Origin of the sequence: Pseudogemmobacter humi, assembly GCF_900609055.1 — a bacterium.
GTDB classification, from domain to species: domain Bacteria; phylum Pseudomonadota; class Alphaproteobacteria; order Rhodobacterales; family Rhodobacteraceae; genus Pseudogemmobacter; species Pseudogemmobacter humi.
Map to the genome: position 1 here is coordinate 40,324 of NZ_UXAW01000031.1, position 8,578 is coordinate 48,901.

Genomic DNA, 8,578 nt, shown 5'->3' on the forward strand with positions numbered 1-8,578 from the left:
CTTCCACACAAAGCAAAACGCCCCGGAGGTATCCGGGGCGTTTTCTGTTGCCGGGGGCTGATGTCAGACCCGGGCCGGAGCCTTCGCCAGCAGTGCTGCGATCTTTTCGGCCCAGGCGGTGACTTCCGGCACGCCCATCAGTTCGCCCACCGCCGCCCGTGCCAATGGGCCTGCGATATAGAGATCCGGCTGCACTTTGTCTGAGGCGTCAATCGCCTGGCCCTCTGCGGTCGCCGCTATGCCGAGCGACAACGCATCGGCTTTGATCAGCCCCTGACGCGCCAGATCGGCATAGAAGGGGTTCGATTTCGTGACCGCCCCATGGGCCGGGCCGGTCGCAAGGATCACCCGATCTGCTGCGAAATCCGCCTCGCCGCCCCGGCGCAGCCGAAGCGTGAAGCGCAGCCGGTCACCTGCGCGCGCGGCGCGGATGATGCGGCCCGCAATGGCCTCCACCTGGCCCGAGGCTTCGGCGGCAAGCAGGCTCGCATGGGTCTGGGGCGCGATGCGGAAACGGTGGATGTCCCAGAGCCCGCGCAGATGCCGCACGAGCCGGCGACGCTCATTCAGCGGCAAGGCGGCCCAGATCAGCGGACCCTGGCTGCGCAGACGGTCGAAGACCGGGTGCCAGGTCAGCCCGTCAGCCGCCGCAATCGCCAGCTCGGCCCGGATACGGCGCAACAGACCAGCGGCCGTCACCGCCGGGTCAATCGTGAAATCGGCGCTGGCTTCCGCCTGCTCCGGCCCATGCGGCTGCGACCGCCGCCCCGAGCGCGACAAAAGCCGCACCCGCCCCTGATGCCCGCGCCGCACAAGGCTGGCCACGATATCCGCGCCGGTCAGGCCGGAGCCGAGGATTACCACCTCTTCCGCCGCCCCGACCCCGTCCAGCGCGCCGGGCGCATAGGCGTCGGCAATCAACCCCGCATCACCGGCAAGCGCCGCAAGCTCTTGCGGCAGCCCGGGCGCGGGATGGCTCGCGGCCAGCACCAGATCGCTCGCGGTGAGCGGGCGACCATCTTCCAGCCGGATCCGCCAGACACCGCCTTCGCGGCTGGCAGAGCGCGCGCGGCTTTGCAGATGGGTGATGCGGCCGGTCGCGAGATACGGTTGCAGATGCGCGAAGACATAGGCGCCGAACACCGCGCGCGGCGTGAAGATCGCGCCGGTTTCCGTCACCGCGTCATCCGGGAACTGCGGCGCCGCGCCAGAGGCCAGCCAGCGCGCATAGTGATCTGGCTCGGAGATATCGAGCGTCATCCTCACATGCGGGACGTTCAGCCGGTGATCCGGGTCCGGCGTGGAATAGGCGAGACCGCGCCCCGGCTCGGCCCTCGGCTCGATCAGGGTGATGCGCGGGCCGCTCTCGCCGGTGTTTTTCGCCAGATGCCAGGCCACCGCCGCCCCCGAAAGGCCGCCTCCGACGATCACGACATGGCGGTTTTCATGCGAACCTGAGGCAATGACGGGACGATGTTCGGTCATGCTCTGCGTCCCCTCAGCTGGCCGAGGCGCTGGCGCGGATGTCGAAGGCTCCGCCGGTCTGGGCACTGCGCTCGGTCACCGCGGTCTTGCCCAGAAGCGGGAAGACCAGCTCGGCGAAACGGATCGCCTCCTCCAGATGCGGATAGCCCGAGAGCACGAAAGTATCGACGCCAAGCGCCTGATACTCGCGCAGCCGGTCAACGATCTGCTGCGGATTGCCGACCAGCGCCGTGCCCGCGCCGCCCCTGACCAGACCGACCCCGGCCCAGAGGTTCGGCCCGACCACCAGCCTGTCGCGCCGCCCGCCATGCAGCGCCTGCATCCGCGCCTGACCATGGCTGTCCATTTTCGTCATATTGGCCTGCGACGCCGCGATATCCTCATCCGAGAGATGCGAGATCAGCCGGTCGGCATCGGCCCAGGCCTCCGCCTCGGTCTCCCTCGCGATCACATGCAGCCGCACTCCGAACCGGACCGAGCGGCCATGTTTCGCAGCCCGCGCCCGCACATCGGCGATCTTCTCCGCCACCGCCCCGGGCGGCTCGCCCCAGGTCAGATAGGCATCGATATGCTTCCCGGCCAGCTCATGCGCGGCGGGCGAAGAGCCTCCGAAATACAAGGGCGGATAGGGGCGTTGCACCGGCGGATGGAAGTTGCGGGCATTCTCGACGCTGAGATGCTTGCCTTTGAACGTCACGGCGGCATCGGTGGCGAGGATGCGGCGCCAGACCGTCAGGAACTCATCCGCCGCCTCATAGCGTTCATCATGTTTCAGAAAGACCCCATCGGCGGCCAGTTCGGTCGCGTCGCCACCGGGAACGACGTTCAGCAAAAGCCTGCCGCCAAGCGCCTGATCCAGCGTCGCCGCCTGGCGCGCGGATGCGGTCGGCCCCATGATCGAGGTGCGCAAAGCCACCAGAAGTTTGATCCGCCGGGTCTCGGCGATCAGGCTTGCCGCCGTCACCCAGGGGTCCTGGCAGCTCGCCCCGGTAGGGATCAGCAGCCCGTCATAGCCCAGCCGGTCCGCCGTCACCGCGATCTGGCGGATATAGGCATTGTCGGGCGCACGGCTGAAATCCGAGGTGCCGAGATAGCGCGTATCGCCCGAGGTCGGCAGGAACCAGAAGATCTCCGGCGCGGCGCTGCCTGCCGAAGCTGCCCCGCTGGTGGCGGTTTCAAAACTCGGATGGCTCATCTGCGGTTTCCTGGGTCAGTGTCGGGGTGGATCAAGGATTTCAGGCCGCAAGCGGCCAGTCCTCTGGTGGCGATTTATAGGATCCCTGCCGGGTCTGCGGCCATTCCAAAGGCCCTTGCCTCTCTGCAAGACGCCGCATCTTCGTGCGGGCAGGCAGAGAAAATTTATCTCTTACGCTATCCGGCACGGCGATTCCCGCGGCCTTGGCCGGATTGCGCCCGGTGGCCGAATTTGCCTGCGGCCCCCCGCTGCCGCAGGACAAGGCGGACATGAAATTATTTGTTTTTCAGTATGATAGGTTGCAGGGCTGAACCCTGATCGGAAAATCAGCTCTGCAATGGCCTGCCTGACAGCAGCATCCTTCTCTTTGCCGCCCGGGCTTTGGAATCGCCACTGACGGGTTTGCGGGGGTAATCACGGCACAACGTATCGTGTTTTCGGGCACCCCCCCGATCCGGCCATCCGACAAGAGTGAGAGCGTCATGACCCGTCAGATCCGCTTCAACGCCTTCGACATGAATTGCGTGGGGCACCAGTCGCCGGGCCTCTGGGCGCATCCGGCCGACAGATCGGTGAAATACAAGGATCTGGATTACTGGCAGGATCTGGCCCGCACCCTGGAGCGCGGCATTTTCGATGGCATCTTCATCGCTGATGTGATCGGCTATTACGATGTCTTCAACGGGAATAACGAGGGCGCTATCCGCAATGGCGCGCAGATCCCGGTCAATGATCCGTTGCAACTCGCCGCGCCCATCGCGCTGGCGACCGAGCATCTGGGGATCGGTATCACCGCCTCCACCAGCTTCGAGCATCCCTATACTTTCGCCCGCCGCATCGCCACCGCCGACCACCATACGAAGGGGCGCGTCGGCTGGAATATCGTGACCTCCTACCTTGAGAGCGGCGCGAAGAACATCGGCCAGGGCGGGCTTCAGCGTCATGACAACCGCTATGAGATCGCCGAGGAATATCTCGAAGTCCTCTACAAGCTGCTGGAAGGCAGCTGGGAGGAGGGCGCGGTTGTCCGCGACACCGAAGGCCGCGTCTTCGCCGATCCGGCAAAGGTGCATGAGATCGGCCATAAGGGCAAATTCTTCGAGGTGCCGGGCTATGGGCTGACCGAACCCTCGCCGCAGCGCACGCCGCTGATCTACCAGGCCGGGGCCTCGGGCGCCGGTAAGGCCTTCGCGGCGCGCCATGCCGAATGCGTCTTCGTGGCCGCCCCGACGAAAGCGCTGCTGAAATCCTATGTGATTGACATCCGCGCCCGGGCGGCGGCGGAGGGGCGCGACCCAAAAAAGCTCTATATCTACACGCTGATCACCATCATCACCGATGAGACCGAAGAGAAGGCCGAGGCGAAACTGAAGGATTACAGCGGCTATTCGTCCTATGAAGGCTCGCTCGTCTTCATGTCGGGCTGGAGCGGGCTGGATTTCGGCCAGTATCAGCCGGGTGACGTGATCAAAAAGGTCGAAACCAACGCGATCCATTCGATGCTGGAGAACCTCGCCGGCAAGGACAAGGTCTGGACGGTGGATGAGCTGGCGCAGTTCGGCGGCATCGGCGGGCTTGGCCCGGTCTTCACCGGATCGCCCGAACAGATAGCGGATACGTTGCAGGACTGGGTCGCGGAAACCGATGTCGACGGGTTCAACATCGCCTATGCGATCACGCCCGGCAGCTTTGAGGATGTGGTCAACCTGATCGTGCCGGAGCTGCAAAAGCGCGGCGCTTATCCGACCGGATATACCCCCGGCACGCTGCGCGAGAAGTTGTTCGGCGCCGGTCCCTGGCTGCCGCAAAACCACCCGGCCGGGCAGTATCGCGATATCGAGGCCTGGAAACGCGCCGAACTGGCCGCCAGAAGCGCCGCAGAATGATCCGTCTGCAGGCCATCACCAAGAGCTTCGCGCCAAAGCGGGGCGCGCCGCCGGTATTGCACGGGATCGACCTCTCGGTCGGCAAGGGCGAGATTTTCGGCATCATCGGTGCCTCCGGCGCGGGCAAATCGACGCTGGTTCGGCTGATCAACCTGCTGGAGCGGCCCACATCGGGCGAGGTTTTCATCGACGATCAGCGCATCACCGATGCGAAAGGTGCGGAATTGCACGAGTTGCGCCGCTCTATCGGCATGGTGTTCCAGCATTTCAACCTGTTGAGCGGGCGCACGGTGGCCGGCAACGTCGCCTGGCCGCTGGAGCTGGCAGGTCGGCTGACCAGGGCAGAGATCGCGGCAAAGGTAACGGCATTGCTGGCCCGCGTGGGTCTGGCCGATCACGCGCAGAAATATCCGCGCCAGCTCTCGGGCGGGCAGAAGCAGCGGGTCGGCATCGCCCGGGCGCTGGCCAATGACCCGAAAGTCCTGCTCTGCGATGAGGCGACAAGCGCGCTGGATCCGCAGACGACCGGCCAGGTGCTCGACCTCTTGCAGGAGATCAACCTGGAGCTTGGCGTCACCATCGTGATGATCACCCATGAGATGGACGTGATCCGCCGCGCCTGCGACCGGGTTGCGGTGCTGGAGAAGGGCCGCGTGGTCGAGGAAGGACCGGTCGCGGCCGTCTTTCTGCATCCCTCGCATCCCGTCACCCGCGCCCTGGTGCGCGAGGCCGAGGGCGATGGGCCTCTGGAGACGGGGGGCATCATCGGCCAGCATTTGCGTCTGACCTTCACCGGCGAGGGTGCGCATAAGCCGGTTCTGGGCGGTATCGCCCGCGATTACGGCGTCGATTTCGCGATCCTTGGCGGCCGCGTCGGCCATATCCGCCGCAATCCTTATGCGCAGTTTTCGATCTCGCTCACCGGCGGCAATGGCCTCGGCGCGGTGGCCGCCCTGCAAGCGGCGGGCGTCGCCGTCGAGGTCATCGGGGGGGCCGCCGCGGCCAGCTTGCCGACCGGGATTGCGACCCGCCCGGAAAGGCATCTCCATGTGGTTTGACCGTATCAACTGGCCCGATATCGGCACCGCGCTGAGCCAGACCCTCTCCATGGTCAGCGTCTCGCTGGTGCTGACGGTGCTGATCGGGCTGCCTCTGGGCATTTTGCTGTTTGTCACCGGCAAGGGCCAGCCCTTCGCGCGGCCGCTGGGCTATGGCGTATTGTCCTTCGTGCTGAATATCATCCGCTCGGTCCCCTTCATCATCCTTCTGATCGTGCTGATGCCGGTCACGGTGCTGATCACCGGCACCTCGCTGGGGATCCGCGGCGTGATCTTCCCGCTGGTGGTCGGCACCTCGCCCTTCTTCGCGCGCCTCGTGGAGACAGCCTTGCGCGAGGTGGATCGCGGCGTGATCGAGGCAAGCCTCGCCATGGGGGCCTCTCCGGTCCAGACCATCTTCCGCGCCGTGCTGCCCGAGGCCCTGCCCGGGCTGATCGCTGCGGTCACCGTCACCGCGATCGTGCTGGTCGATTACACCGCGATGTCGGGTGCGATCGGCGGCGGGGGTCTCGGCGATCTGGCGATCCGCTACGGCTATCACCGCTTCCAGACCGAGATCATGCTGGTCTGTGTCGTGGTCCTCATCTTGCTGGTGCAACTGATCCAGGCCTCGGGGAACAGCCTGGTTTCCCATTTCTCGCGCCGCTGAACCCCCTTTTCACGTCAAAGGACTGACCCATGTCGAAACTGAAATCCCTCGCGCTGGCGGCGGCCGCTGCCCTTGGCCTCGGCACTGTCGCACAGGCCCAGGAAAAGCTGGTGATCGGCGCGACCGCGATCCCGCATGCCGAGATTCTCGAATTCGTGAAACCCCTTGTCGCGAAAGAGGGTATCGACCTCGATATCCGCGTCTTCACCGATTACATCCAGCCCAATGCGCAGCTGGTCTCGGGCGAGCTTGACGGCAATTACTACCAGTATCGCCCCTTCCTGAATGAATGGAACCGCGAGCGGGGCGACAATCTGACCGTCATCGTGCCGGTCCATATCGAGCCCTATGTCGCCTATTCGACCAAAATCGCCTCGCTTGACGAGCTGAAGGATGGTGCAAAAGTCGCGATCCCCAATGACCCCGTGAATGGCGGGCGCGGGCTTTTGCTCCTGCAACAGCTGGGCCTGATCGAGCTCGGGGCGTTCAAAACCCTGACCTCGCCCGATGATCCGCTGCCAGGCATCAAGGACATCACCGCGAACCCGAAAAACCTCGACATCGTCGAGCTGGAATCTGCGCTCCTGCCGCGCGCGCTGAACGAGGTCGATCTGGGGGCGCTGAACGGCAATTACGTCTTCGAGGCCGGCCTCGACATCAACAAGGCGCTGTTCATCGACAATGGCCAGGACGGCCACAACGTCTGGAGCGAATATCTGGTCACCCGCCCGGGCGATACCGAGGACCCGCGCATCAAAATCCTCGCAAGGGCGCTGAATTCGGAAGAAACCCGCCAGTTCATTCTGGACCGCTACAAGGGCCAGATCTTCCCCGCTTTCTGAGCCGCGGCCTCACCGCGATCTCCTGCCGCGACACTGCGGCGGGGGATTTTTCTGTCCCGAACATCCCTCAGCCCGGACCACGCCATGCCCGCTTCCGACAAACCGCTGGATTTCCTCTGGTTCATCCCCTCATCGGGGGATGGTGCCTATCTCGGCAGCGATCTGCGCGCCCGCCCCGGTGACCCGGATTACTTCCGCCAGATCGCCCGCGCGGCGGATCGGCTGGGCTATTCCGGCGTGCTGATCCCGACCTCCGTCGCCTGCGAGGAAAGTTTCATCCTCGCCGCCGATCTTGCCGCCCATACCGAGCGGCTGAAATTTCTGGTGGCGGTGCGTCCCGGCACTGCCTCGCCCGCCTATTATGCCCGGCTGGCCTCGACGCTGGACCGGCTGTCACGCGGGCGGCTTCTCCTGAATATCGTGGTCGGCGGTAATGCGCAGGAGCTGGCGGGGGACGGCATCTTCCTGCCGCATGACGAACGCTACACCCATGCGCGCGAATTTTTCGACGTGTTCAACAGCCTGCTGGAAACCGGCGAGGCGCATCTCGACGGAACTCATATCAGGGCCCATCACGCGAAGCTGGGCCTGCCACCCTTTCAGAAGCCGCGCCCGCCCTTGTATTTCGGGAGCTCGTCCGATGCCGCGCATGATTTCGCCGGCGATTATGTCGAGAAATACCTGACCTGGGGTGAGCCGCCCGCCCTGGTCGCCGAAAAGATCGAAGCCGTGCGCAGGGCCGCGCGCGCGAAAGGCCGCGAGGTTTCCTTCGGTATCCGCCTGCATTTCATCCTGCGTGAGACGGATGAGGAAGCCTGGGCCGCCGCCGACCGCCTGATCTCGCATCTCTCGGATGAGACCATCTCGCAGGCACAAGAGGTGCAGAAGAACCAGTCGGATTCGGTTGGCCAGGAACGGATGCGCCGCCTTCATGAGGGTCGCCGCGACCGACTGGAGGTCTCACCGAACCTCTGGGCGGGGGTTGGCCTTGTCCGCTCGGGCGCGGGCACGGCGCTGGTCGGCTCTCCGGCGACAGTCGCCGCAAGGCTGCGCGAATACCAGGAGATCGGCATCGATACCGTGATCGCCTCCGGCTACCCGCATCTCGAAGAGGCCTATACCGTGGCCGAGCTTCTCTTCCCCGAGATCGGACTGAAACCCGCAGTCCCTCCGCTGCGCCCCTCGTTCGGGGCAGCACAGGTGTTTGGCGGCGGCGGCCATGGTGGCAATATGAAAACCGGAACGTGAATGACCTTTCTGCACATTGTCCGATAAATCGGTTGTGTCGCGAATTTTGCTACCGGGCTTCCGCCGGCTGTGTCGCGGGAGTTCCCGGCCTGCGCTGTGAGTTTCTTTGTCTTCGCGGCTGACCCGGGACTGAAAGGCACTCCATGCTGCAAACCGCTTTGCTTTACGTCATCACGGCCACGGTCTTTCTGGGGCTGGACATGGTGGGCATCCGC

General features: G+C 64.8%; 7 protein-coding genes. 5 read left to right on the plus strand and 2 right to left on the minus strand.

The annotated features are described in order from the left end of the window. Positions 1-63: 63 nt before the first annotated feature. Together XINFAN_RS01435 and ssuD (XINFAN_RS01440) are read right to left on the minus strand one after the other, a co-directional pair. A complete protein-coding gene (locus XINFAN_RS01435; RefSeq protein ID WP_124084711.1) occupies positions 64-1,485 on the minus strand; it encodes an FAD/NAD(P)-binding protein in 1,422 nt (473 codons plus the stop codon). Positions 1,486-1,498: 13 nt separating this feature from the next. After that, entirely contained in the window at positions 1,499-2,680 is a 1,182-nt protein-coding gene (gene ssuD, locus XINFAN_RS01440; RefSeq protein WP_124084712.1) for an FMNH2-dependent alkanesulfonate monooxygenase, read from the minus strand. Between the two features lie 482 nt (positions 2,681-3,162). Between ssuD (XINFAN_RS01440) and XINFAN_RS01445 the strand changes: the two genes are divergently transcribed. The 5 genes from XINFAN_RS01445 to ssuD (XINFAN_RS01465) all read left to right on the plus strand — a co-directional run bounded on the left by XINFAN_RS01445 (position 3,163) and on the right by ssuD (XINFAN_RS01465) (position 8,363). Then, positions 3,163-4,566 carry an LLM class flavin-dependent oxidoreductase gene (locus XINFAN_RS01445; protein WP_124084713.1) on the plus strand — a complete coding sequence of 468 codons (1,404 nt, stop codon included), beginning with the start codon at positions 3,163-3,165 and terminating at the stop codon, positions 4,564-4,566. Continuing rightward, positions 4,563-5,624: a methionine ABC transporter ATP-binding protein gene (locus XINFAN_RS01450; protein ID WP_124084714.1), complete on the plus strand. Its 1,062-nt coding sequence runs from the start codon at positions 4,563-4,565 to the stop codon at positions 5,622-5,624. Before XINFAN_RS01445 ends, XINFAN_RS01450 begins: the two co-directional genes overlap by 4 nt. Further along, the gene (locus XINFAN_RS01455; RefSeq protein WP_124084715.1) at positions 5,614-6,273 is read left to right on the plus strand and encodes a methionine ABC transporter permease; all 660 of its coding nucleotides are present in this window, start codon (positions 5,614-5,616) and stop codon (positions 6,271-6,273) included. Before XINFAN_RS01450 ends, XINFAN_RS01455 begins: the two co-directional genes overlap by 11 nt. Before the next feature lie 29 nt (positions 6,274-6,302). Beyond that, on the plus strand, positions 6,303-7,115 hold the full coding sequence (locus tag XINFAN_RS01460) for a MetQ/NlpA family ABC transporter substrate-binding protein (RefSeq protein WP_124084716.1): 813 nt from the start codon (positions 6,303-6,305) through the stop codon (positions 7,113-7,115). Positions 7,116-7,199: 84 nt separating this feature from the next. After that, positions 7,200-8,363 carry an FMNH2-dependent alkanesulfonate monooxygenase gene (ssuD, locus tag XINFAN_RS01465; RefSeq protein ID WP_124084717.1) on the plus strand — a complete coding sequence of 388 codons (1,164 nt, stop codon included), beginning with the start codon at positions 7,200-7,202 and terminating at the stop codon, positions 8,361-8,363. Positions 8,364-8,578 lie beyond the last annotated feature (215 nt).